22 protein-coding genes are annotated in these 22,009 nt (G+C 58.6%); 12 read left to right on the forward strand and 10 right to left on the reverse strand.

Annotated elements, in window-relative coordinates:
- Positions 1 to 24: 24 nt before the first annotated feature.
- Positions 25 to 1,536: a hypothetical protein gene (locus ACN0TS_RS07385; protein WP_417258689.1), complete on the reverse strand. Its 1,512-nt coding sequence runs from the start codon at positions 1,534 to 1,536 to the stop codon at positions 25 to 27.
- Positions 1,537 to 1,696: 160 nt separating this feature from the next.
- On the opposite strand from ACN0TS_RS07385, the gene ACN0TS_RS07390 reads away from it, so the two are divergent.
- Positions 1,697 to 2,308, forward strand: a complete 612-nt coding sequence (locus ACN0TS_RS07390; protein WP_417258690.1) for an enoyl-CoA hydratase/isomerase family protein — start codon at positions 1,697 to 1,699, stop codon at positions 2,306 to 2,308.
- Positions 2,309 to 2,363: 55 nt separating this feature from the next.
- Here ACN0TS_RS07390 and ACN0TS_RS07395 read toward each other — a convergent pair whose 3' ends face one another.
- The 4 genes from ACN0TS_RS07395 to ACN0TS_RS07410 are packed head-to-tail and all read right to left on the reverse strand — an operon-like array spanning position 2,364 to position 6,173.
- Positions 2,364 to 3,272 (reverse strand): amidohydrolase family protein, encoded by a 909-nt coding sequence (locus tag ACN0TS_RS07395; RefSeq protein WP_417258691.1) that lies wholly within the window; start codon positions 3,270 to 3,272, stop codon positions 2,364 to 2,366.
- 24 nt (positions 3,273 to 3,296) lie between these two features.
- Positions 3,297 to 4,319, reverse strand: coding sequence for a zinc-dependent alcohol dehydrogenase (locus ACN0TS_RS07400; protein WP_417258692.1), 1,023 nt, complete (start codon positions 4,317 to 4,319; stop codon positions 3,297 to 3,299).
- A gap of 10 nt (positions 4,320 to 4,329) precedes the next feature.
- On the reverse strand, positions 4,330 to 5,049 hold the full coding sequence (locus tag ACN0TS_RS07405) for an SDR family NAD(P)-dependent oxidoreductase (RefSeq protein ID WP_417258693.1): 720 nt from the start codon (positions 5,047 to 5,049) through the stop codon (positions 4,330 to 4,332).
- Positions 5,046 to 6,173, reverse strand: coding sequence for an ABC transporter substrate-binding protein (locus tag ACN0TS_RS07410; protein ID WP_417258694.1), 1,128 nt, complete (start codon positions 6,171 to 6,173; stop codon positions 5,046 to 5,048). Before ACN0TS_RS07410 ends, ACN0TS_RS07405 begins: the two co-directional genes overlap by 4 nt.
- Before the next feature lie 219 nt (positions 6,174 to 6,392).
- On the opposite strand from ACN0TS_RS07410, the gene ACN0TS_RS07415 reads away from it, so the two are divergent.
- The 10 genes from ACN0TS_RS07415 to ACN0TS_RS07460 all read left to right on the forward strand — a co-directional run bounded on the left by ACN0TS_RS07415 (position 6,393) and on the right by ACN0TS_RS07460 (position 16,327).
- Complete coding sequence (locus tag ACN0TS_RS07415) at positions 6,393 to 7,568, forward strand: CaiB/BaiF CoA transferase family protein (RefSeq protein WP_417258695.1); 1,176 nt, start codon at positions 6,393 to 6,395, stop codon at positions 7,566 to 7,568.
- Positions 7,565 to 8,017, forward strand: coding sequence for a MaoC family dehydratase (locus tag ACN0TS_RS07420; protein WP_417258696.1), 453 nt, complete (start codon positions 7,565 to 7,567; stop codon positions 8,015 to 8,017). Before ACN0TS_RS07415 ends, ACN0TS_RS07420 begins: the two co-directional genes overlap by 4 nt.
- A 71-nt stretch (positions 8,018 to 8,088) precedes the next feature.
- A complete protein-coding gene (locus ACN0TS_RS07425; protein ID WP_417258697.1) occupies positions 8,089 to 9,057 on the forward strand; it encodes a sugar ABC transporter substrate-binding protein in 969 nt (322 codons plus the stop codon).
- A 118-nt stretch (positions 9,058 to 9,175) separates the two neighbouring features.
- Entirely contained in the window at positions 9,176 to 10,141 is a 966-nt protein-coding gene (locus tag ACN0TS_RS07430) for a sugar ABC transporter substrate-binding protein (protein ID WP_417258698.1), read from the forward strand.
- Positions 10,142 to 10,147: 6 nt separating this feature from the next.
- Complete coding sequence (locus ACN0TS_RS07435) at positions 10,148 to 11,725, forward strand: sugar ABC transporter ATP-binding protein (RefSeq protein WP_417258699.1); 1,578 nt, start codon at positions 10,148 to 10,150, stop codon at positions 11,723 to 11,725.
- Complete coding sequence (locus tag ACN0TS_RS07440) at positions 11,667 to 12,869, forward strand: ABC transporter permease (RefSeq protein ID WP_417258700.1); 1,203 nt, start codon at positions 11,667 to 11,669, stop codon at positions 12,867 to 12,869. The genes ACN0TS_RS07435 and ACN0TS_RS07440 overlap by 59 nt, the downstream gene beginning before the upstream one ends.
- Before the next feature lie 85 nt (positions 12,870 to 12,954).
- Positions 12,955 to 13,740, forward strand: a complete 786-nt coding sequence (locus tag ACN0TS_RS07445; protein WP_417258701.1) for an IclR family transcriptional regulator — start codon at positions 12,955 to 12,957, stop codon at positions 13,738 to 13,740.
- Positions 13,741 to 13,770: 30 nt separating this feature from the next.
- Positions 13,771 to 14,835 (forward strand): Gfo/Idh/MocA family protein, encoded by a 1,065-nt coding sequence (locus ACN0TS_RS07450; protein ID WP_417258702.1) that lies wholly within the window; start codon positions 13,771 to 13,773, stop codon positions 14,833 to 14,835.
- Positions 14,835 to 15,167, forward strand: coding sequence for an L-rhamnose mutarotase (locus ACN0TS_RS07455; protein WP_417258703.1), 333 nt, complete (start codon positions 14,835 to 14,837; stop codon positions 15,165 to 15,167). The genes ACN0TS_RS07450 and ACN0TS_RS07455 overlap by 1 nt, the downstream gene beginning before the upstream one ends.
- 2 nt (positions 15,168 to 15,169) lie before the next feature.
- The gene (locus tag ACN0TS_RS07460) at positions 15,170 to 16,327 is read left to right on the forward strand and encodes a CaiB/BaiF CoA transferase family protein (protein ID WP_417258704.1); all 1,158 of its coding nucleotides are present in this window, start codon (positions 15,170 to 15,172) and stop codon (positions 16,325 to 16,327) included.
- A gap of 95 nt (positions 16,328 to 16,422) precedes the next feature.
- Here the strand turns inward: ACN0TS_RS07460 and ACN0TS_RS07465 are convergent, their stop codons facing one another.
- The 3 genes from ACN0TS_RS07465 to ACN0TS_RS07475 are packed head-to-tail and all read right to left on the reverse strand — an operon-like array spanning position 16,423 to position 19,345.
- Complete coding sequence (locus ACN0TS_RS07465) at positions 16,423 to 17,187, reverse strand: SDR family oxidoreductase (protein ID WP_417258746.1); 765 nt, start codon at positions 17,185 to 17,187, stop codon at positions 16,423 to 16,425.
- Between the two features lie 2 nt (positions 17,188 to 17,189).
- Positions 17,190 to 18,230, reverse strand: coding sequence for a zinc-dependent alcohol dehydrogenase (locus ACN0TS_RS07470; protein WP_417258705.1), 1,041 nt, complete (start codon positions 18,228 to 18,230; stop codon positions 17,190 to 17,192).
- Positions 18,227 to 19,345 carry a mandelate racemase/muconate lactonizing enzyme family protein gene (locus tag ACN0TS_RS07475; RefSeq protein WP_417258706.1) on the reverse strand — a complete coding sequence of 373 codons (1,119 nt, stop codon included), beginning with the start codon at positions 19,343 to 19,345 and terminating at the stop codon, positions 18,227 to 18,229. Before ACN0TS_RS07475 ends, ACN0TS_RS07470 begins: the two co-directional genes overlap by 4 nt.
- A 162-nt stretch (positions 19,346 to 19,507) precedes the next feature.
- Here ACN0TS_RS07475 and ACN0TS_RS07480 point away from each other — a divergent pair, with 162 nt between their 5' ends.
- The gene (locus ACN0TS_RS07480) at positions 19,508 to 20,221 is read left to right on the forward strand and encodes a FadR/GntR family transcriptional regulator (RefSeq protein WP_417258707.1); all 714 of its coding nucleotides are present in this window, start codon (positions 19,508 to 19,510) and stop codon (positions 20,219 to 20,221) included.
- An 86-nt stretch (positions 20,222 to 20,307) separates the two neighbouring features.
- On the opposite strand, the gene ACN0TS_RS07485 is transcribed toward ACN0TS_RS07480, so the two are convergent.
- Both ACN0TS_RS07485 and ACN0TS_RS07490 read right to left on the reverse strand, forming a co-directional pair.
- Positions 20,308 to 20,985 carry a GntR family transcriptional regulator gene (locus ACN0TS_RS07485; protein WP_417258708.1) on the reverse strand — a complete coding sequence of 226 codons (678 nt, stop codon included), beginning with the start codon at positions 20,983 to 20,985 and terminating at the stop codon, positions 20,308 to 20,310.
- Positions 20,982 to 22,001 (reverse strand): Gfo/Idh/MocA family protein, encoded by a 1,020-nt coding sequence (locus tag ACN0TS_RS07490; protein ID WP_417258709.1) that lies wholly within the window; start codon positions 21,999 to 22,001, stop codon positions 20,982 to 20,984. The genes ACN0TS_RS07485 and ACN0TS_RS07490 overlap by 4 nt, the downstream gene beginning before the upstream one ends.
- Positions 22,002 to 22,009: the final 8 nt, after the last annotated feature.

A 22,009-nucleotide genomic window follows, 5' to 3' on the forward strand; every position in this document is an offset into this window, starting at 1 on the left:
GTGTGCAGGGCGCCTGCGCGGTGCTTAGAACGGAAGCGGCAAGCCGTTGGCGAGGATTTGTCCGTCTTCGGTGCGTTCGATATGGGACACCAAAACCCCTGGCTCCGAGCCCGGACGCGCGAGCATACCGAGCATCATCTGTGCCATGCCACCAAATTCAGGTGGCGCGAGGCCGATGCGTGTCAGCGTGTCGATGAGCGAGGTGACATTTGTCAGCGTTGCGTCGATGCTGCCGATCAAATCTGGGAAGCCCATAGTGGCCATGCCGCCCTCGTTTGCCTTGAAGGCACCTGTGGCGTCGATTTTCGCGCCAGCGAAGGATATCAAGAGTGTTTCGAGATTGAGCGTTTCGAGCGTTGGCATGTCGTTTTCTGCAAATGCGGTCGGGTTTGAGGGCGTGAGATCCTCTGATACCAAAGCGCTTCCGCTCAACTGCACAGTCACGGTTGCAGGCTCTTGGTTCAGCTCGCCAAGCGGGTCGAACATCGCCCAAAGCGCCGAGGATACCCCGAGACCCTCAAATGACATGCCAAGGCCGAAGGGTTGCGGCGTGTCGCTTCCGGTCATGGGGAGCGTGATGTTCGACGTCATTTTGGACACAAAGAACTGCGCATCCTCGACTGGCACGGCGGGGCCGGAGAGTTTCGCGGCAAGGTCGCTGCTGCTGGTCTCATAGCTGACGTTGCCATCCAAGGTCGACATGTCGATCCACGTGTGACCGATGGTGCCTGTCGCATTTGTGGAAGAGGGGCTGTCACCGTCCGCAAATTTTGCGTCGAATGTGCCTGCTTCAAAGGATTGAGCGAAACGGGCCGAGATGGCCTCCAGAGCTGAACCCATGTCCGCAGTGTCTGTGCTGCCTTCGTAATCCCCTTCGCTCGCCACACCTGTCATCGTGGCATTGATTTGGGTGCGTGGACCCTCGGCACCCGGTTGGTACATCTGGAAGGTATATCCGTCAGCGTCGAGTTTGAACTGACCCTTGATATTGCTCGCATCCCGTTTTGACGTCCACGCGCCGGATACGTCAGTCATCGCCATTTCAGTGGTTTGATCCAAGGCCAGATCATCATCGGCTGACACTTCGGACAAGAACTCGAAATCGATCCCATCAACGGTGTAGGTCAGGTCATCGGGATCGCCAGAGACGATGATATCCCCTTTGATCAATATGTTGCTCGTCATTTCTGCGAGGGCTTCGTCTTCTGTAAGCGTGCCGTAGGATGGGAAGGATGACTGGCTTGTCACTGGGGAGACGAACACCATTTTCACCGAGCCATCGCCCAGATTGACGAGGTCCAGTTGTTCCGTCGTTGTCACGGTTTCAAACCCGTCTTCTTCGGCGGAGCGGAATTCGATGTTGCGCGCGATGAGCGTTTCTCCGTCGCGCTCCAAATCTGCGGTGAGAGTTTGGCCAAACAATTTGACTGTCGCTAATGTGTCATTCCACACATCCTCTGGCGTCACATCCGCGACGGCGGGCATGGCAATGGCGCTGCAAAGCAGAGTGGGTGGGATGAGTGCGAAAATGCGCATGGAATATCTCCTCAAAGAAAGTTGTGCATAACGTTTCTCGCTTTGCTCGCAGGGTCAAGGCTCGAACGTACTTGCGGCTCAACTTAACATGAGCCAATCAGGTCATATACATTCGTTTTAGGCAAAACGTGGCCGATGGCTTGCGATAAGGAGGCATAGGATGATCGATGTAGAAAAAGAGGGCGAACGTTGGGTTGTGATCATCAATCGGCCTGAAAAGGCAAATTCGCTCACCGCAGATATGCTTTCCGCATTGATCGATACCGTTAAGGCCGCGCGAAGCGAGGCAAAGGTTTTGGTGCTCACTGGAACGGGAAAAGTTTTTTCTGCAGGGGCGGATTTGGACGCAGCGAAAGCGGGTCTTGCCGTGTCGCCGCTTTGGGAAGACCTGTCGAGCACATTGGCTGAATTGCCGTGTCTGACGATTGCCGCATTAAACGGGACGCTTGCGGGTGGTGCGTTCGGTATGGCGTTGGCCTGTGACCTGCGTCTGTGTGTGCCGGATGCTAAGTTCTTTTACCCCGTGATGAAGCTCGGCTATTTGCCGCAGCCGTCCGACCCCAAACGTCTCGCCGCACTTGTCGGGCCAGCGCGGGCCAAAATGATCCTGATGGCGGGTCAAAAGATTACCGCAGATGAGGCGCTTTCGTGGGGGCTTATTGAGCGGATCGTGGAGCGCGAGGCGCTTATGACGGCCGTGTCTGAATTGAGCGAAGCCGCACTTACGGCCTCTTCTTATCACGTCGCAGGGATCAAGGAATTGATCAAGTGATGCCCTAACAGTCCTCGGCCCGACATCTTACCCGTTCAGAACAATGAGTTCGGTGTCATTTTGAAAAGCGGTAGAGGCGGTGGGCGTTGCCAGCGAAGAGCGCTTTGCGTTCGTTCCACGTGAAGCTCGCGGTGATCTCGTCAAAGGCCCGCCAGATCGTGCTCATGTCACTGAATTGTTTGTCGGTTGGGAAGTTGGAGGCAAAGCTCACGCGGTCGGTGCCGAAAATATCTATCGCCTCAAGGACGTAATCGCGGATGCTCTGCGTGGTCCAGTTCGGCACCGTATTGCCAAGGCCAGAGATTTTCACATCCGCATGGGGAAGCGCGGCAAGTGCCTTCATCCCCTTGCGCCAGACCTCGCGGCCTTCGTCGCTGTGGTCCCACGGCAGGGCGGCGTGTTCGAGATGGACGGGAATGTCGGGGTGCAGTGCGGCCAGTTTGGCAAAAGGCTCAAGCTGGTGGCCAAAGCACATCAGGTCGAAATCCAGCCCATATTTGCCCAAGAGCCCGTATCCCGCGCGCCACGTCTCGTCATCGAGATATTCGCGGTCGGCCCAACATAGCGCGGGATTACCCTCGACCCGATTGAGGATATGGCGGATGCCGCGTGTCAGGGGCATGGCCGCATGGGCGTCAAGGATGCCCTCGACCTCGGAGACAGGTTTCGAGAGATCGCAAAAGCCCATGACCACCAAGGGCAGGCCCGTCGTTTTCCTGCCTGTAGCGAGACCGTGCAGCCAACGGGTTTCGCCCACCGGATCCGCCTTGCTCCATTCCGCCTCGATATGGACCACGCCGACCACATCGACGTCCGCAGCATCGGCACGGTAATCCTCGGGCAGATAGGGCTGCACCTCTGCGCCGCCGCGATTGCCGTTCTCGTCAACGGTATCGGACAGCGCCTCATAAGGGTTGATCGGGTCGCGCCAATGCACATGGCTGTCGATGATCGGTGGCAGCATGGTGGTTCCTCCCTTTGCCGCGTGTCAGGCCTCGGGTTTGAGCAGGATTTTCCCCGCGGCCTTGCCCGCCAGCATGTAGTCTAACGCGTCCTGAGTCTGCGCCAGCGGGAAGCGCGCGGCAATCAGACTGTCGAAAACATCGCCGTTTTGCGCGATCAAGTCGAGGGACTGTTTGAACTCGACGTTGAACTGGAACGAGCCGTTGACGGAGATTTCCTTGAGCATGATCTTGTGCAGGTGGATGGCCGTTTCCGAAAGCTGGATGTTGGAGAGGATCGACAGCGTGCCGCACCGTTTGACCGCATCAAGCGCCCCGTTGAAGGCATGGGGCGAGCCGCTGGCCTCGATCACGGCGTCATAGCTGTTTGCGGGGGGCGTTTGGTCCGGGGCGACAAAACCTTCGCTCGCGCCGACTCTCTTGGCCATTTCCACAGCACTGTCGCGCACATCGGACACGTGGACCTCGATCCCCCGCGCCTTTGCCGCGACAACCGCCAGAAGCCCCATCGGGCCGCAGCCAGTCACGAGCAAACGGTCGCCCGCTTTCGCACCCGACATCGTGACGGAATGCATGGAGCAGGCGAGCGGCTCGGTGAAGGTGATGTGGTCGGGGTTTGCGCCCTCTGGCGTGGGGTGGCAGCAGGCGGCGGGAAAGTCGAATTCCGCCTGAAAGAAGCCGTCGATATGGGGCAGGGTAGTGGCGGAGCCCGGAAATTTCTTGTTGGCGCAGTGGTTTTCCTTGCCCGCCTTGCAGGCCTCGCAGGTGCCGCAGTTGATGATCGGGTTGAGCGCGACGAGCTGCCCCTTTGTCAGGTCCGATTGCGCGGGGTCAGTGACATAGGCGCAGGCCTCGTGCCCCAAGGTAACGGGGCGCTGCATCTCGAAGCCCGCATTGGAGAAATGGCGGTAGTAGTGCAGGTCGGTGCCGCACAGGCTGGCGGTGGCCAGTTTGAGCCGCACGTGGCCTTCAGGGATATCTGAGGGCAGATCGCGCTCAATCGTGTCGATGGTCATTGCGGCGCTCAGAACGGTGGCGAAATGGGTCATGGTGTGGTCCTCAAAATCCGATGGAGTAGCCGCCATCGACGGGCAGGGCGGTTCCGTTCACATAGGTGGCATCATCGCCCAAGAGAAAGGCAACGGTCGTGGCGACGTTTTCGGGCGTGCCGAATTTGTGCGAGGGGATGCGGCCCTCGATCTTGTCGCGGCGCGCGGGGTCTTTGGCGAGGACCGCGCGGGTCATATCCGTGTCGATGAATCCGGGGCAGACCGCATTGGCGCGGATGCCGAAGGGGGCTGCGTCCACCGCGATGGAGCGGGTCAGCCCGATGACGGCGGTTTTCGCAGTCACATAGGCGGCGGCACTGGGCAGCGCCATCAGCCCGCCCATTGAGGAGATATTGACGATCGCCCCGCCGCGCTCCTTATGCAATTCGACATAGCGGCCGCAGGCGGCGAACATGGCTTTCACGTTGATGTCCAGCACCTGTTCCAGGGCGTCGGCGTCGACCTCCCACGCAGGTTTTTTCAGATGGACGCCTGCGTTGTTGACCAACCCGTCAATGCCGCCCGTTTGCGCGTGAATGGCCTCAAGCCATGAGACATCGCGCCAGTTGGACAGATCGGCCTTGTGGTAGCTGAGACGGTCGCTTTGCAACCTGTCCAGATCGCCTTCGCTACGGGCCACCACATGTACATGGGCGCCGCGTTTGAGAAGGGTTTCGGTCTGGGCGAGGCCGAGGCCCTTGTTGCCACCCGTGATCACGATATGCGTCATTGGTCTGCCTTTTTGAGTGCGTTTTGGTAGAGGGCATTGAGCTGGTCCATGAAGGCGCTTTCGCTCATGTCCTTGAGAAAGAAGTCGGGGAATACGGCGCAGGCGTCGTCTACGAAGTGCAGGAACCATGCATCCCGCGGACGGGTCCATGCGGTGCGCATGGTCTCGAAGCCCCCTTTGAAGAATCCCGCGTAGGTCGGGTCGTTCTGCTTGGCGCGCCATGTGTCGATATGGGCGGGCTGGCCCTCGTTTTCGAGGTAGACGCCCGACTGTATCGGTTCGGATGTGACCCACGCGGCGAAGTCTTTGGCCGCCTCGGCGTTCTGGCGACGGGCCGATACTCCAATCCCCGCGCCGCCTAGAATGGAGCGCCGCGCCCCCGTGTCAGAAAAGACGGGGAGGTCAACGTAGCGCAGTTGGTGTTTGCGGAAGCCGGGCCGCGCGTAGTTCACATAGCCGAACAGCGCAGGCGATCCCGCAAAGTCGTCGCTCTCGGAGAGGATTTCGAGCACGTGGATCGGGTTCCACTCGACCGCCTCTTGCGGCCCGAATTTGAACAGGGCCTTGAGAACGGCAAGCGCTCTCTCCCCGTTGGCGCGTGAGCAGAATTCGGTCGCGCTGAATGGCAGCTTCTCCTCGCCACGGCTTGCAACCATCGTGAGCATAAGATCAAAGGCGTCCACGGGTTTGAGCGCGGTGACAAGGCGGAAATCGGTGGCGCTTGCGGTCAGCACCTCGTCCCAATGAGTGGGGAAGGGCGCGTCCATATCGGGGCGGACCACCGCCATCTGGCAGGCGCCATCAATGGGCCACGCCCAGTATTTCCCGTTCCACATATAGGATTCGACCGAGCCGCCCATCGAGGTCTCGATAGGCATGGGGGGCAGCGGCAAGAGGCAGCCGCTTTCCGCGATCTGGCCCACATGCGGGTGGTCAAGGATCACGAGGTCATAGGCATCGGCGAGGCTGTGGATCGGGACATCGGCGAAGTCCTGAAGGCTGCGCTTCTCCCAGTTGATCTGGACGCCTGTCTGCGCGTGCCAACGTGCGGAGGCGGCAACAAGGCTGTCATATGCGCGCGGGTGATCCCACGTCATGCCAGTCAGGGTCACGGGGTTTGTCATGGATAGGGCTCCTCCCAAGCCAGAATCATTTTCGAAACACACTCTCCAATATAAAAATAAGTTTTGCAATGGTTTGGCGTGAACGCACAAGTGCGGGCATATATATGTGCAAAAATTAGAAATTGGCGCTTTTCTTGCAGGAGAATACTGCGCCAGTAAAAATGTGTTGCGATCTCTTTGGTAAAATGTTTTTTTATATACGAATCGTGGAGGATGGATGTGACGCATAATTTTGTGCAGGTAGAATTGCCGCTGGATGGCGTGCGGGTGTTGGATTTTTCGCAATTTCTGGCGGGGCCGGCATGCGCGATGCGTCTGGCTGATCTGGGCGCGGAGGTCATCAAGATCGAGCGCCCGCGTGGTGGTGACCAATGCCGTGCTATGGCGGTGGCGGATCAATGGGTTGCTGATGACAGCCTGCTCTTCCACACCATCAATCGCGGTAAAAGCAGCGTCGCGGCCGACCTCAAATCCGAGGCTGATCTCGACGCAGTCAAATCGCTCATCGCCTCCGCTGATGTCATGATCCATAATTTTCGCCCTGGCGTGATGGAGCGTATCGGGCTTGGTTTTGACGAAGTTTCCGCGCTCAACCCGCGTCTCGTTTATGGCGTGGTGTCGGGCTATGGCACGCAAGGGCCATGGCGCGACCTTCCGGGGCAGGATCTTCTGGCGCAGGCGCGTTCGGGCATGGTTTGGCTCTCGGGGAGCGATGGCGATGCGCCGATCCCCTTTGGCGTTTCGATCACCGATATCGCCGCAGGTGCCCACCTTGCCCAAGGCATCCTCGCTGCACTCTTCCGTCAGGCCCGCACGGGGCGCGGCGGTCTTGTTGAGGTGAGCCTGCTGGCGACGGCGATGGATTTGCAGTTTGAGCAATTCACCAGCTATCTCAACGATACCTCCGACGCGCAGCCTCGCCGCTCAGCGGTCAACGGTGCAAACGTTCACGCGACGGCCCCTTACGGTCTTTACGAGACACGCGACGGGCATCTCGCGCTGGCCATGGTGGCAATTGCGCAATTGGCGGAGCTTTTGTCGATCCCCGCACTAGACCCCTACGCCGACCCCGATCTGGCCTATTCACGCCGCGACGAGGTCAAGGCGATCTTGCGCGATGCGTTGAAAACTAAGCCGACGCAGCACTGGCTGTCGCTGTTGGAGCCTGCGGGTGTGTGGTGTGCGCAGGTGCTGGACTACCCCGCACTTTTGAAAAGCGGGGCGCTGGAGGCGCTCGGCGTCGTGCAGGATGTGGGCGGGATCGAGACGACCACCTGTCCTATTCGTCTCGACGGTGCGGTGCTGCGCAACAGTATGCCTGCACCGCAACTGGGTGCGGATACCGCCCGCGTCCTTTCAGAACTCAACAACAAGAAAACGGGAGTGAGCGCATGATTGTGGAGGACTATTTCGAGGACTACGAAATCGGGTTTACCCGTACCACTTTCGGGCGGACGATTTCGGAGGCCGATATTCTCGCCCATGCGGGTCATACGGGAGATTTCTTCCCGCACCACATGGACAAGGAATGGTGCGCCACCCAGCCGTTCAAGCGTCGGATTGCCCACGGCACTTTGGTTTTTTCGGTCGGTATCGGGCTGACCGCCTCGACCATCAACCCGCACGCCATGTCCTACGGCTATGACAAGCTGCGCTTCGTGCGCCCTGTCCATATCGGCGACACGATCAAGGCCAAGGCAACAATCACGCAAAAGCGCGATCATCCCAAGAAGCCTGACTATGGCTATGTCCACGAGGCTATCGAAATTACCAACCAGAACGATGAGACCGTTCTGGTCTGCGACCACCTCTATCTGGTCAATCGCAAGGAGGCGCTTGGTTAGCAAAAGGGTGACGGAGGACGGTGCATTTGCACCGCAGCATAATTGCTCAAAACATTTCGGGAGGAACCAAAATGACAAAAATACTCACAACATTAGCAAGTGCATCCGCACTGGCGATTAGCCTGTCTACCGCGGCCTATGCCGACGGCGCATCCTATGGCATTTCCAGTAACGGCTTGAGTGGAACGTTTTCCTCAGCCGTGGCGCGAGGCTTTTCGGAAGCCGCAAAAGAGCAAGGGGTCAACGCGATTGTGCTTGATTCACAAAGCGATGTGCTCAAGCAGACCAATGATATTGCTGACCTTGTTTCGCAAGGAGTGGATGGAATCGCCATTCACCCCAATGATTCCGTTGTCGCGATGTCTTGGGTAGACAGTGCGATCGCTGCGGGTATTCCCGTCGTTGCGGCCGCGTCGATGGTTGGTGACCCGACCGCGCGTCCGATTGACGACGTTTATGAGGGCATGGTTGCACTCGTGACTCAAGAAGAGGTCGGTGCGGGCTATCAGATCGGTGAAATGGCGGCGAGCCTCCTGTCCGAACGCGGCATCGAGACAGCAAAGATTGCAATCGTCGAAGGTAGCGCGGGCAACTCCGAGGTTGCACAGCGCACACAGGGTTTTGAGGCCGCGCTGAAGGAAGCCGGACAAGCCTATCAGATCGCGGCAACGCAACCTGGTGATTGGACCATCGAAAAAGGTGAATCTGCCTGTCAGAACATGGGTGCAAGCAATCCCGATATTGATCTCTACTTCACCCAATCCGACGATATGGCTGTCGGTTGTGCGAGGGCAATCAACAGCGCAGGATCGGATGCTCTGGTTCTGGGGATGGGCGGCTCGCAGCTCGGCATAGATGCGGTAAGCGAAGGCAAGATTGACGGAACGATTTGCTACAAGCCTGAGGAAATCGGGCGCCGTGCCTTTGCTGCGCTGCATGAGGCGGTCAGCAATGAGGCAAGCGGTGGTGAACAGTTCATCACCTATCCAACTCCAACTATTACCCGCGACAACATCACGGACTGCGTACCCCAGTGGTAAGCGCCGGTTTTACTGATGCCCTGAAGGAGAAGGGCTGTTTCCTGATCACACGCTGTGGATGCGGCGGGGGATCATCTATCGGCCATAGGGCCGGATTTTTACTGAGGAGGAGAAAACAATGACATCTACATTCAAACTTATGGGCTGCGCTTCGGCGCTTGGTCTCGCGATTGCTGGTGCTGCTAACGCACAGGAAACGGGCCCTTTTGGGCACTCTAGCAATGGCCTGAGCTTCCCTTTTGCTGCCGCAATTGCCAAGGGCTTTGCCGATGCAGCTGCCGAAGTGGGCGCAGAGGCGATCATCCTTGACTCGCAAGGTGACGTGCTCAAGCAGACCAATGACATCGACGACCTTCTGGCGCAGGGCGTGGTCGGGATTTCCGTGCTGCCCAATGACTCTGTTGTGGCGACCGCATGGGCTGATAAAGCTGCCGCTGCGGGTGTGCCCTTCGTGGCGTCTGCGGGTCAGGTCGGTGATCCAACCACTCGTCCGATTGATGACGTCTACGAGGGCATGGCTGCGCTTGTAACCCAACACGAGGTGACTGCGGGCCATCAGATCGGGCTTTTGGCTGCGAAACTTCTCGATGACGACAAAACCGCCAAGGTCGCCGTGATCGAAGGCGCCGCTGGGTATGCCGAAGTTGGTCTGCGCACCGAAGGGTTCGAAGCAGGCATGAAAGAAGCCGGTCAGCCCTATGAAATCGTCGCGGCGCAACCGGGCGACTGGACCTCGGAAAAAGGGGAGTCCGCTTGTCAGAACATCCTTGCGTCCAATCCTGACGTGGATCTGTTCTTCAATCAGGCTGACGATATGGTTGTCGGCTGTGCCCGTGCGGTAGACGCCGCAGGATCTGACGCGCTTCTGTTGGGCTTTGGTGGTTCCAAACTGGCCATCCAAGCCATCAAAGACGGCGCCGTGGACGGCACTGTCTGCTACAAGCCAGAAGAAATCGGGCGTTTGTCCTTTAACGTCCTGCACGACATCGCCACGGGAACAGCGGATCACAAGGAGGAGTTTGTGACCTACGAAACGCCTGCTGTGACCATCGACAACATCGACCTTTGTGTCGGGCAGTGGTGATCGGGCGTGACCCATTCCGACTATCATAAGGGTGAGCAGCCGCTTCTAGAGCTGCGCGGAATCCAGAAGACATTCCCAAACGGGACGGTCGCCCTCAAGGGTGTGGATTTCGCTGCCTATGCGGGCACTGTTCACGGTCTTCTCGGTGCCAATGGTGCCGGGAAGTCCACACTGATCAATGTCCTGTCTGCAAGCTATGGATCTTCGGGGGGCACGATGTTGTGGAAGGGGGCTGAGGTCGCCTTTTCCGCGCCGCTTGAAGCCAATAAGGCAGGCATCGCGACGATCCATCAAAATATCCCTTTGGTTCCGACCCTGTCGGTGCTCGAAAACGTCTTTTTGTGGAAAGAAAAGGGGTGGCGGCGCACAGCCGAGGACGTTGCCACCTTTGCTGCGCTGTGTGAGGACGTGGGCTATTCGGTGCGTCCCGACACGTTGGTCGAAGACCTCTCCATCGGCGCACGCCAAATGGTCTGTATCCTTCAGGCGCTCAGCCTCGGGGCCGATCTGATCGTGATGGACGAGCCGACCGCCTCTTTGGCGAAAGAAGAGCGCGAGATCGTTTATTCCACCGTGCGCCGTCTCGCGTCGCAGGGGAAAGGCATTATTTTCGTTAGCCACTTCCTCGACGAGATCGTCGCACTAACCGATGAACTCACTGTTCTGCGTGACGGGCGTACGGTGATGTCGGCGCGGACAAATGATGTAGGTGAAAGCGAAATTGCCGAGGCCATCGCTGGTAAAACGGTGAACGCGCTTGAACATCTGCGCCACCAACGCGGGACAATCCGCGATGAAGTGGTGCTTGAGGTCCGTGATCTAGCCTCTCCCGAAGGGCTTGAGAAAACCGATCTGACAGTACGTGCAGGCGAAGTTGTCGGCATCGCGGGGCTATTGGGGTCGGGGCGATCGGAACTGGTCCATGCCATTTTCGGCTCGGATAAACAGGCCACAGGTGAAGTGCGTTTCGACGGTCGCCTCATGGCCCGTTCGCCGCGCAAATCGGTCAAGGCTGGCATGGCGCTTGTCCCCGAAGATCGCGACCAACAGGCCATTGTGCCCGTGTTCGAGATCTGGCGGAACAACTCACTTCCTTACCTCGACAAGACCGCCAAATGGGGTTGGTTGTTGCAAAACGATGTCGAGATGCAATGGGCCGACAAGGCGATCGAGACGCTCAAGATCAAGACAGACAGCCCCGAAACCTTGGTAACAGAGCTTTCGGGTGGCAACGCCCAGAAGGTGACGATCACACGTTGGCTCTTTGGCGATGTCAAACTCCTCATCCTCGACGAACCCACCGCAGGGATCGACGTGGGGGCCAAGGCAGACATTCTGTCCTTGGTGCGCGAAATGGCGGCCCAAGGGGTCGCAGTGATCATTATTTCCTCGGAGTTCGAGGAAATTCTTTCCGTCTCCGACCGTGTTCTCGTGATGCGCGATGGGGAAGTCGTGGCCGAACGTGACGCTGCCGATACGAGCGACCACGAGTTGATCTTGCTTGCTAGTGGCAAGAGCGAAACGCATGAACAAACAACCTCGGACACAGGTGTTCCGACTGAAGAAAGGCTGCACCATGCTTAAATCCGATTGGAAACGTCATTTTGGCCTGCGCGAAGCAGGTGTGTATTACGCCCTGATCATTCTGATGTTGATCTTGGGACTTGTGACCCATTTTGCGGGACGGCCCGCCTATTTGAGTGCGACCAACCTCACCAATATTCTCTATCAAGCCTCTATGGTGGGGATGATGGGGGTTGCGATGACCGTGATCCTGATCACAGGCAACTTTGACCTCTCTGTGGCCTCTGTGGCCGCGCTCGGGGCGGCCGTTACTGTGGCGCTTGCGGGGCCTTTGGGCTTTTGGGCTGCGGCAGGGATTGCCTTGCTTTCGACCATCGGTGTGGGCGTTCTGAATGGCACGATTGTGCAGGTATTGGGGATCAACGCCTTTATCGTGACCCTTGGCACATTGACCGCAATTCGCGGCCTCGTTCTGATCCTGACCAACGGGCGTTCGTTGCTAGTTTCTACTCCTGAAGCTAAGGCGCAGATGGTCGCCTTTGAGGGTGGTAAAGTGCCCATGCAGATGGCGCTTCTGGTCATCGCCGTTCTCTTGGTTGTGTGGTTCGGTAGCAAGCTGTTGCGCGCGCGTTCCAAAGGGGAAGCTATGCCCGTCTCCACACCCGGTGGTGTGGTCGCAGGGCTCGTTGTCGCTGCAATTGCGCTGATGGCGGGGCCGGAGTTAACAGTGGCCAAACCTGTGATCTATGCGGGCATCTATACAGTTGTGGTCTGGGCTGTTCTATCCTTCACGACCGTGGGGCGCCGCGTCTATGCTGTGGGTGGCAACCCTGTTGCAGCGCGTTTGGCGGGGATTAACGTCAATGCCTACAAAATGGCGGGTTTTATTCTGGCAAGCGGCACGGCAGGATTCGCCGGCATCCTGTTCGCCAGCCGTCTGGGGGCGGTGAACCCGACCGCCTTGCAAGGGGCTGAGTTGACCGTCATCGCGGCGGCAATTCTCGGCGGCACCTCGCTCTTTGGCGGCGCGGGCAGCGTGATCAAAACTCTCGTGGGTGCATTGCTGTTGTTTACGCTGACCAATGGTTTCAATATCCTTAACCTTGGTGCAAATTACCAAGGGGTGATTGAAGGCACTGTGGTGGTTGCCGCTGCGGCGATCTACACTGTAGGCGGTAATAAACGCAAAAAGGCCGCTGCCTGATCCAATCTGATCTGGTCGTGCCTTGTGACCAAGGCGCGGCCAACGGGTCGGGACGGTAGCTACGAAAGGCGCGAAAGGTACATTTATGGCAGACCAAGACAAGACCACAGGTCGCAAGACTGGCCAGAAATATACCGTGCCCGCTTTGGACAAAGGCTTGGACGTCATCGAGCTTTTGAGCAAAAGCGCCGCTTCAATGTCACAGGCTGATATCGGCCGGGCCATGGGGCGCAGTGCCAGCGAGATTTTCCGCACGCTTTCTGCCTTGGAGGCACGCGGTTACATCCGCCGGACACAGGGTGGGCAGTACCGTCTGACGCTCAAGCTTTTCGAGTTGAGCCGCACTCACTCGCCCTATGAGGAGTTGCTGCGCGTTGCTCAACCTGTGATGCGTGATCTGTCCGAAGAGGTGGGTGAGACCTGTCATTTGACCACCCTGCGCGAAGGCGAGATTGTCGTTCTGGCACAGCATGAAAGCCCAAAGCCGCTGCGCCTGTCCATCGAAGTGGGCTCACGACATTCGCCTTTGGCGACATCCTCGGGGCGGATCATTCTCTCTGCTATGGGCGATGATGAGCGCCTCTCGTTTTTGCGAGCTTACACCGAGTATTTCGACCTTCCCAAGGAGGTGCAGGATGCCTTTTTGGTCAAGGTCAAGAATGCGCAGGACTGCGGCTATGAAATCTCTGTGGGCGAACGGTTTGTCGGCGGGCTGGACGTAGGCGTGTTGATTGGCTCGCCAAAGTCAAAGGTCAAAGCCGCGCTTATCGTGGCCACGTTGCAGAGCGCGCATGGCCCTAATCTGGAACAAATTCGTGAAGCGGCCCTGCGTGCGGGCCGCAAGATAACGGAGTTGGTCGGCATCGACTGACCTGACCACTACATCGAAGGAAATAGCGCTATGGGATTCAGTCAGAATTGGCCCAGACCAGAGAAGGCACGCCCGATTGTCATTATCGGTGCGGGCGGGATTGTCGTCGACAGCCACATGCCCGCCTATCGTCAGGGCGGCTACGAGGTCGCGGGGATTTGGAACCGCAGCCGCGACCGCGCCGAGGCCGTGGCCGAGACATTCGGTATTCCCAAGGTTTTTGACAGTATCGAGGAGGTGGCCGCGCAAAAGGATGTGATCTTCGATCTTGCATCCAGCCACCACGTCCACGCCGACATGCTCGAAAAGCTGCCCGATGGGGCGCCCGTTCTGATCCAGAAGCCTCTGGGCGTGGACCTTGCCGAGGCGAGTCGCATTCTTGAGATTTGCCGTCGCAAATCGCTAACCGCGGCTGTGAATTTCCAGTTGCGCTATGCGCCGATGATGTTGGCGGTGCGCGATGCCATGGCCAAGGGGTTCTTTGGCCAGTTGACCGAGATCGAGGTGCATCTCAACCTTGTCACTCCGTGGCATCTTTTCCCGACCTTGGAGCGTGATCCTCGGGTCGAAATTGTCTCTCATTCGATCCATTACATAGACCTGATCCAGAGCCTCGTGGGTCTGCCCAAGGGTGTCGTGTCGCGCAATTACAGCTACCCCGGATCAAAGCTGACCGACACGCGGACCACGGCCATTCTCGAATACGACAATGACCTGCGCGTGGCGCTGTCGATCAATCACCACCATGATTTCGGCCGCTCCCACCAAGATAGCTCCATCCGTTTCGAAGGCGACGAGGGCGCGGCGGTGGTCAAGCTCGGCGTGCTGCTCGACTACCCCCACGGTGAGGCCGACGAGCTGTGGATGGGCAAGCGCGGAGGGCCGATGGAACAGGTGCCGCTTAATGGCCATTGGTTCCCCGATGCTTTCGAGATGATCATGAACAACATGCAGCGGTTCGTGTCTGGCGAGGACGACGTGCTGATGACCAATGTTGAAAGTGCGTGGCAGACCATGGCAATTGTCGAGGCCTGCTACGCCTCCGCAAACCGCCCTCTGGAACCCGTGCCCAACCTGTCGAAAGGAGCATCGTGATGGAACGCAAAGGTTTTGCCATTCGGGTCAAACCCGAGTTTATGGAGGACTACAAACGGGTGCACGCCGATGTCTGGCCCGAGGTGCTCGACAAAATTCGTGATTGCAACATCCGCAATTATTCCATTTATCTCCACGAACCCGAACACCTGATGTTCGGCTACTACGAGTATTTTGGAACCGATTACGAAGCGGACATGGCCAAGATGGCTGCGGATGCCAAGACGCAGGAATGGTGGGCGCTGTGTATGCCCATGATGGCGCCGCTGGAGACCCGTAAGGACGGGGAGTTCTGGGCCGAGATGGACCGCATATTTTTGATGGAAGAGTAAACGTGTCAGACACTACAGCCTTGCTCGACGGAATTCTCGTCGTTGACCTGTCCCAGTTTCTCGCAGGGCCCTATGCCTCTTTGCGGCTTCAGGATCTTGGCGCGCGGGTGATCAAGATCGAACGCCCCGACGGCGGCGATCTGACCCGTTCGCTTTACCTGTCGGACACTGTGGTGGACGGGGAAAGCACGATCTTCCATGCCATTAACCGCGGCAAGGAAAGTCTTGCGCTCAATCTAAAAAAGGCGGGGGATCTGGCCGCGCTCAAGAAGCTGATTTCCAAGGCTGATGTGGTGATCCAGAATTTTCGTCCCGGCGTGATCGAGCGGTTGGGCTTGGGCTATGAAGACGTCAAACACTTTGCCCCTCAGGTCGTTTATGGTTCGGTTTCCGGCTATGGCCCCGACGGGCCTTGGGTCAAGCATCCCGGTCAGGATCTGCTCGCACAGGCCCGTTCGGGTGCGATGTGGCTGAACGGTCATGAGGGGGATGGTCCTGTCCCCTTCGGTCTGGCCGTGGCGGATATGTTTGCGGGCGCAAACCTGTGCCAAGGCATTCTCGCTGGCCTCGTGCGCAAGGGTATTACGGGAAAGGGCTGTCTGGTCGAGACCAGCCTTCTGGAGAGTATGGTGGATTTCCAGTTCGAAGTTCTGGCCACCCATCTCAACGACGGCGGGCGCTTGCCCGAGCGGGCGGGATATCGCAATGCCCATGTCGGACTGTCCGCGCCCTATGGTGTCTATCCTGCGGCGGACGGCTATCTGGCCTTGGCGATGACCCCGCTGGACCGTCTGGTTGGGCTGCTCGAACTGGATGCGCTGGCCCCCTTTGCCGCGCAACCCGACACGTGGTTTTCCAAGCGTGACGAGATCAAGCAGATCATCGCGGAGCGTTTGGCGACGCAGCCGACCGAGCATTGGCTGTCGATCCTGCAACCCGAGGATATCTGGTGCGCCAAGGTTTTGGATTGGTCTGAATTCCTGCAAGAGGATGCGTTCAAACGTCTCGATATCATTCAGCAGGTCGAGAACATGCACGGCACATCACTGCGCCTGACGAGAGCGCCGCTGCGCATAAACGGTGAACGCGCCCGCTCCACCACCGCCGCGCCCGACATAGGCGCGCAGTCCGATAGTATTCGTCGCGAGTTTGATCTGTAGGACCATGCGGCATTCGCGTCGGTTTTAAGAACGAAAAAGCCAGCCCCGAGAAATCAGGGCTGGCTCTTTTGTCTAAAGGCATAAGGAGTGGTGGCTTACCGCCCCATCCATCCGCCATCGACGACGAGGATTTCACCGTTGACGTAGTCGGAGGCATCTGAGGCGAGGAAGACGGCGGGGCCGGCGAAGTCTTCGGGTTTGCCCCAACGGCCTTGCGGGATTCGTTCAAGGATCGCCTTGGAGCGCACGGAATCGTCTTGCAACGCCTGTGTGTTGTCCGTGGCGATATAGCCCGGTGCGATGGCGTTGACGTTGACGCCTTGCCCCGCCCATTCGTTGGCGAGCGCCTTGGTCAACTGGCCGATACCGCCCTTTGAGGCTGCGTAGCCCGGCACGGTAATGCCGCCTTGGAAGGTCAGCAGCGAGGCGGTGAAGATGATTTTGCCCGACCCGCGTGCCAGCATTCCGCGTCCGATCTCGCGGCTCAGTACAAATTGCGAGGAGAGGTTCACGTCGATCACCTCGTCCCACCATTCGTCGGGATGCTCGGCGGCGGGTTTGCGCTTGATGGTGCCTGCGTTGTTAACAAGGATATCGGGCGCGTGGCCGTCATCCTCGATCGCCTTGGCAAAGGCATGAACGGCGGCACGGTCGGAGAAATCGCATTGGTAGGCGGTAAACTTGCGCCCCATGGCGGTAACAGATTTCTCCACCTCGGAGCCTTCCAGCTCCAGCGTGGCAGACACACCGATGATATCCGCGCCCGCCGAGGCCAGCCCCTCGGCAATGCCGCGCCCGATGCCGCGTTTGGCACCTGTCACCAGTGCGGTTTTTCCTGTCAGGTCGAAGGTCTTGAGAATGCTCATGCGTCTGCTTCCACTTTGATAAGGCTTTTCATGGCGGTCGGGCTGCTGTCGAGGGCTTCAAAGGCGGCCTGAATGTCGGACAGCGGGGCCACGTCGGTGATGATGGTCTCCGCATCCACACCCCCCGCGGCGATGATCGCGATGGCCTTCTCGTAATCTTCAGGCTCGTAGACCCGCGCGCCGATCAGTTGCAACTCGCGCCAGAAGAACTGGAACATGTCGATCTCGGGCTTCTTGGCGTGGATCGCAACCATGACGATGCGGGCGCGGGTGGCGGCCACGGCGGTCATGGCGTCAACACCGGGCTGGGTGCCCGAGACTTCAAAGACCACATCCGCGCCCTTGGTGCCTGTGCGTGTGTTGATCTCTTCCTTGAGGTCCACTTCGGCGGGATTCACGGTGTCGAACCCGAGTTTCTGCGCGATGGCGAGGCGGTTGGGGTTCACTTCAGAGATTACCACATTGCCGCCCGCATCACGGGCAACCATCGCCACGAGAATGCCGATGGGGCCGCCGCCGATGACGACGACATCCTCACCCGCTTTTAGCCCCGACATACGCACATCGTGGCAGGCTACGGCGACAGGTTCGATCAGCGCCGCATGGTCGAGGCGCAGTCCGTCAGGCAGTTTGTGCAGCGTGTGGGCAGGCACGTTCCAAAGCTCCTGCATCGCGCCGTCCGTGTCGAGGCCGAGGAATTTCTGGTTGTGGCAGATATGGGAATGACCCGCCTTGCAGGCAGGGCAGTTGCCGCAGGGATCAAGCGGGCGGACGACAACGTTTTGTCCGACCAAATCCTGAGAGACGCCTTCGCCGACGGATTCCACTGTGGCCGACATTTCGTGGCCGATTGTGCGGTTGGTGTCCACGCGGGCGTCCATGTTGCCGTGGAAGACATGCATGTCGGTTCCGCAGATCCCGCAATAGGCAATCCGCAACCGTGCCTGACCCTTTGCGGGTGGCGCTGCCTCGATCTGCTCGACAACGAATTGCTTGTTCCCGCGATAAAATGCGGCGTTGATTTTCGGAGTGCTCATTTGTGCATATCCTCATGTGCGGCTTGAAGTTTGTCCCAGTCGAAGGTGACACCGATCCCTGCTTCGGAGGGGGCAACGGCCATGTGGTCTTCGACCACGAGGGGACGGGTTGTGTATTCGTCGATGGGGAAGGAATGGACCTCGATCCACTCCGCGCCGGGCTGGCCCGAGACGAGGCTGACGTGGAGTTCCTGCATGCCGTGGGAGCAGACGGAAATCCCGTGTTTACGGCCCAATGCAGCGGCCCTGAGCCAACCCGTGACCCCACCACAGTTGGAGGCGTCGGGTTGGAAATAGCCCAGTTTGGCGTCGTCGACCGCGTATTCAAATTCGTGGATTGTATGGAGGTTCTCGCCCATGGCCAGCGGGATTGAGGTGGCCTCCGCGATGCGGCCGAAGCCCTTGTAGTCGTCAGGGATTGTCGGCTCCTCGAACCACGTCAGGTTATAGGGTTCAAAGGCTTTTGCTGCCTCTATTGCCTGCTCGACGCTCATCGAATAGTTGGCGTCCACCATGAAAGGCATATCCGGCCCGATCAGCTCGCGCACGGCGCGCACGCGCTCCACGTCCTCGGCGAGAGTGGGCTGGCCGATCTTGATCTTTACCGCATTGAAGCCACGGTCGAGATAGCCGCGAATGCTGTCGAGCAGCTTGGGCAGGGGGAAGTTGAGGTCAATCCCGCCTGCATAGGCGCGGCAACGGTCACTGTCCCCGCCTGCCATTTTCCAAAGCGGTTGGCCCGTGCGTTTGCCGCGCAAGTCCCACAGGGCAATGTCCACGGCGGAGATGGCAAAGGAGGCGATCCCGCCGCGCGCCACGTAATGCACATGCCATTGCATCCCGTCATAGAGCGCGTCGATGTCGCCTGCGTCCTTGCCGATCAGGAATGGAGCAAGGTCATGCTCGATCATCGCCGCAATGGCGCGTCCGCCTTTTCCGCCTGTGTAGGTATAGCCCGTGCCGGTTGTACCGTCGGCGAGCCGCACGGTGGCGCAGACGAGTTCGAAGTGGGTGTGATCACCATGTTTCGCGTCGGTGAGAACTTCGGCGAGGGGGACGTCGAACAATCTGACGTCAACGGCAGTGATGCGTGTGTCTTGGGAGTTTGTGGACATATTTGCTTTCTCTTTTGGTCGGACCAAACATAACCCAAATATCTATTAGATCCACCGAGAGTCAACAAGAACTCCACAATCTTGATATTTTGTTGTACAAAAATCGGAAATCACTAGGTTTGCACCAAGACAGAGCCGACAGGGGCAGGCAGGACACTGGACATGAAAGAACATAATGCAGCGCACCGCGCGTCCGATCAGGTGGTTGCTGAAATCGAAAAACGCATCCACACCCGCGAATTGGCCGAGGGGCAGCCTCTGCCGCCCGAGCGCGATTTGATGGAGGAATTCGGCATCTCCCGCACGGTCGTGCGCGAGGCGGTGCGCATCCTTTCGTCGCGCGGTTTGGTCGAGGCGCGGCCGCGCTTTCGCCCCGTGGTGCGTAAGCCCGGCTATGACGGGGCCGTGGACGTCCTGAGCGGTATCGTCCCCAATCTGTTGACCACGAAGGACGGGGTGAAAAACCTCTTTGACACCCGTGTGTTGATCGAAGGGGCGCTGGCCCGTCAGGCAGCGCTCACCGCGCGCAAGGACGATATTGCCGATCTGAAAGCGGCCCTTGAGGCCAATGAGGCGGCGATGGAAGACAGCGACGAATTTTACGCCACGGACAAGGCGTTCCATAACGTTCTCTACAAGATTTCGGGCAACCCCGCGCTTCTGGCTGTGCATCGCGCCTATACCACGTGGCTTGAGCCGCACTGGTCGCAGATGCCCCGCCTCAAGGAACGCAACGCGCGCAACTATCAGGCGCACAAGGATATTTTTGACGCAATCCTGATGCGTGATCCCGATGCTGCCGAGAAGGCACTGGTCGAACACCTCGAAAATGCCTGGACGCAGGTTAGCTCCACCTTCGACAATTCGGAGGCCTGAAACGCAACGGACCGCCTCAAGTGAAGCGGTCCATCGAAGGGCTTTACAGGGATCGCGTAGGAGCGGTGGGCGCGGGCACGTTTCGTTTAAAGGCTATGGATACGATGTTTCTCCAAGAGATCCGTCAGAATATCGCGGGCATGTTCACGGTGGGCATGGTGAATACGTCGTGCAGTATCCGCATCGCCTTTGAGGATGGCGCGATAGACCGCGCGGTGATCCTCATTGGACTGGACGGGTAAGGGGCGGATAAAAAGAGTCGATGCTTTGGCGCGTCGCACTTGATCACTCATCATCGCCACAATCGAACTGACGCGGGAGTTGTCGCCCAGACGGACAAGTTCGGCATGAAACCGGTCGTCGGCCTCGGCCCATTTGTCGAGGCTCTCTTCTTTAATCGCTTGATCCATATCGTGAATCGCGGCTTTGAGGTCGGCAAGCTCTTCTTTCGAATAGCCCGCCTCGGCAGCGCGGGCGGCGGCCAGACTTTCAAGCTCGGTCAGCACATCGTAGATTTCGCGCATATCGCTGGCAGAGACCGGCAGGATGCGTACACCTTTGCGCGGGCGCATTTCCAACAACCCCTGACTTTCCAGCATCAAGGCTGCCTCGCGGATCGGCGTGCGCGACATACCCAGTCGCGCCGCCAGTTCTGTTTCCAGATGGTCTGATCCCGCTGCAAGCTCGCCCGAAAAAATCAGGCCGCGAAGTTCCTGAACTGCCCGTTGGGCATTAGATGCAGGTTTAGACGTGTCTTTGTTCACGGATGGTTGATTCCCAACTGGATCTTCCTTGCCTCGGCGGCCGAGGTATAGACCGCTTCCTCGATTTCGATCACCTTCAAATAGGCGGGTGCTGTGTTCTCCAAAACACCGTCGCCTAAAAGAGCGGAAATTACATGGCTCTGCAAGGCATGAACGCAATCACCGCCAAAACCCTCCCATGTATCAGGGCCGCGCAGGGTCTCCTCGGTCTGTGATTTAAAGGGACGCAAATGCACCGCGCCGTCACCTGTAATGCGGATGCTGCCCTCCGTGCCTTCGAAATAGGCCTCGCCCATCGTGCGGCGCAGGTTGTCGGCGTCATGGTCAAGATGCCGGTTGCCGTCAAAAATGGCTCGTACTCCGTCGGGATGATCAAAGAGGACATAGCCGGCATCTTCGCCCCGTATCGCCGAATTGATCCTGCGGAGATCGGCATAGACATGTGTGGGGTCGCCGAGCAGGTAGCGGAAGGTGTCGATCCAGTGAACCCCAGTCTCGTGGATCAGGAACTTCTCCATCTTTTGAAAATAGGGCTGGCGATCGAGATAGGCCTCTGGCCCCTGTCCGTCTCCCGGGCGAAAGCGGAAGGTCATTTGTTGGAGCTTTCCGATCCGACCCGCATCAAGTGCGGCTTTCACCGTCCGATACCACGGTTGGAAACGGAAATTTTCATGCACCACTATGGTCGCGCCCGCAGCATCGGCTTCGGCGGTGATCTGGCGCGCCTCGTCGAGGCTTGTGCAAAACGGTTTCTGGCAAATCATGTATTTCACACCTGCCGCCAATGCGGTGCGGATGGTTGTGGCATGTGCCTCCGGCGGCAGGATGATGTCGAGCAGGTCGGGAGACGTCTCGGAGAGCATCCGCGCCAGATCGTCATAAGCGGGCAAACCCGTTGCCTGCGCTCGAGTGATATCGCGGTTGCATGAGGCCACGGCACGCGCATTTTTCATGCGTGCCCAACTGTCGTAATGGAAACGGCTAAAGTAGCCTGCACCAACGCAGGCTACTCTCACCAGGGAGG

This window comes from Celeribacter sp. (genome assembly GCF_048266405.1).
Taxonomy (GTDB): Bacteria; Pseudomonadota; Alphaproteobacteria; order Rhodobacterales; family Rhodobacteraceae; genus Celeribacter.

What these genes read in the sequence shown, in the direction of transcription:
- ACN0TS_RS07450 (WP_417258702.1), top strand. Translation starts at nt 13,771, where the DNA reads ATGGGATTCAGTCAGAATTGGCCCAGACCAGAGAAGGCACGCCCGATT.
- ACN0TS_RS07440 (WP_417258700.1), top strand. Translation starts at nt 11,667, where the DNA reads ATGAACAAACAACCTCGGACACAGGTGTTCCGACTGAAGAAAGGCTGC.
- ACN0TS_RS07480 (WP_417258707.1), top strand. Translation starts at nt 19,508, where the DNA reads ATGAAAGAACATAATGCAGCGCACCGCGCGTCCGATCAGGTGGTTGCT.
- ACN0TS_RS07395 (WP_417258691.1), bottom strand. Translation starts at nt 3,272, where the DNA reads ATGCTGCCACCGATCATCGACAGCCATGTGCATTGGCGCGACCCGATC.
- ACN0TS_RS07410 (WP_417258694.1), bottom strand. Translation starts at nt 6,173, where the DNA reads ATGACAAACCCCGTGACCCTGACTGGCATGACGTGGGATCACCCGCGC.
- ACN0TS_RS07470 (WP_417258705.1), bottom strand. Translation starts at nt 18,230, where the DNA reads ATGAGCACTCCGAAAATCAACGCCGCATTTTATCGCGGGAACAAGCAA.
- ACN0TS_RS07385 (WP_417258689.1), bottom strand. Translation starts at nt 1,536, where the DNA reads ATGCGCATTTTCGCACTCATCCCACCCACTCTGCTTTGCAGCGCCATT.
- ACN0TS_RS07400 (WP_417258692.1), bottom strand. Translation starts at nt 4,319, where the DNA reads ATGACCCATTTCGCCACCGTTCTGAGCGCCGCAATGACCATCGACACG.
- ACN0TS_RS07425 (WP_417258697.1), top strand. Translation starts at nt 8,089, where the DNA reads ATGACAAAAATACTCACAACATTAGCAAGTGCATCCGCACTGGCGATT.
- ACN0TS_RS07455 (WP_417258703.1), top strand. Translation starts at nt 14,835, where the DNA reads ATGGAACGCAAAGGTTTTGCCATTCGGGTCAAACCCGAGTTTATGGAG.
- ACN0TS_RS07445 (WP_417258701.1), top strand. Translation starts at nt 12,955, where the DNA reads ATGGCAGACCAAGACAAGACCACAGGTCGCAAGACTGGCCAGAAATAT.
- ACN0TS_RS07475 (WP_417258706.1), bottom strand. Translation starts at nt 19,345, where the DNA reads ATGTCCACAAACTCCCAAGACACACGCATCACTGCCGTTGACGTCAGA.
- ACN0TS_RS07405 (WP_417258693.1), bottom strand. Translation starts at nt 5,049, where the DNA reads ATGACGCATATCGTGATCACGGGTGGCAACAAGGGCCTCGGCCTCGCC.
- ACN0TS_RS07390 (WP_417258690.1), top strand. Translation starts at nt 1,697, where the DNA reads ATGATCGATGTAGAAAAAGAGGGCGAACGTTGGGTTGTGATCATCAAT.
- ACN0TS_RS07430 (WP_417258698.1), top strand. Translation starts at nt 9,176, where the DNA reads ATGACATCTACATTCAAACTTATGGGCTGCGCTTCGGCGCTTGGTCTC.
- ACN0TS_RS07420 (WP_417258696.1), top strand. Translation starts at nt 7,565, where the DNA reads ATGATTGTGGAGGACTATTTCGAGGACTACGAAATCGGGTTTACCCGT.